Genomic DNA, 367 nt, shown 5'->3' with positions numbered 1-367 from the left:
TTTACCAATTTTCCTGAAACCAACAGTTCTTCCCTCCGGCAAATGTCTGGCCCTGTCCACTCATTCCGAAAACAGCTTTGATGGCCGTTACTTCGGGTTGGTCAATCTTGATCAATTGCAGAGGGTTGTACCTGTTTTAACCATCGGGGCGTTCAATAGCAGATCGCTGTTTTTTAACGCCCTCAAAAAGTAGGAGGATAGATCATGCGTCTATTTATCGCGGAAAAACGGGATGTGGCGGAAGCCATATCTCAAGCCCTCGGCGGTCCTGCCAGACCGACCGGAGCGGCTTTCCATGTCAACGGCGACAGCATCACATGGCTCTGGGGTCATTTGTTGCGGCTCACTGATCCAGAAGAACACGATG

The 367-nt window shown here is 50.4% G+C and carries 1 protein-coding gene; it reads left to right on the top strand.

Annotation, left to right across the window (positions count from 1 at the left end):
* Positions 1 to 193, top strand: a 193-nt coding sequence (locus tag FMR86_RS20335) for a S26 family signal peptidase (RefSeq protein ID WP_203545055.1), incomplete at its 5' end; no start/stop codon positions are given.
* Between the last annotated feature and the right edge of the window lie 174 nt (positions 194 to 367).

This window comes from Desulfovibrio sp. JC010, from assembly GCF_010470675.1.
Classification (GTDB): domain Bacteria; phylum Desulfobacterota; class Desulfovibrionia; order Desulfovibrionales; family Desulfovibrionaceae; genus Maridesulfovibrio.
This window is presented reverse-complemented; position numbering and strand designations above follow the sequence as displayed.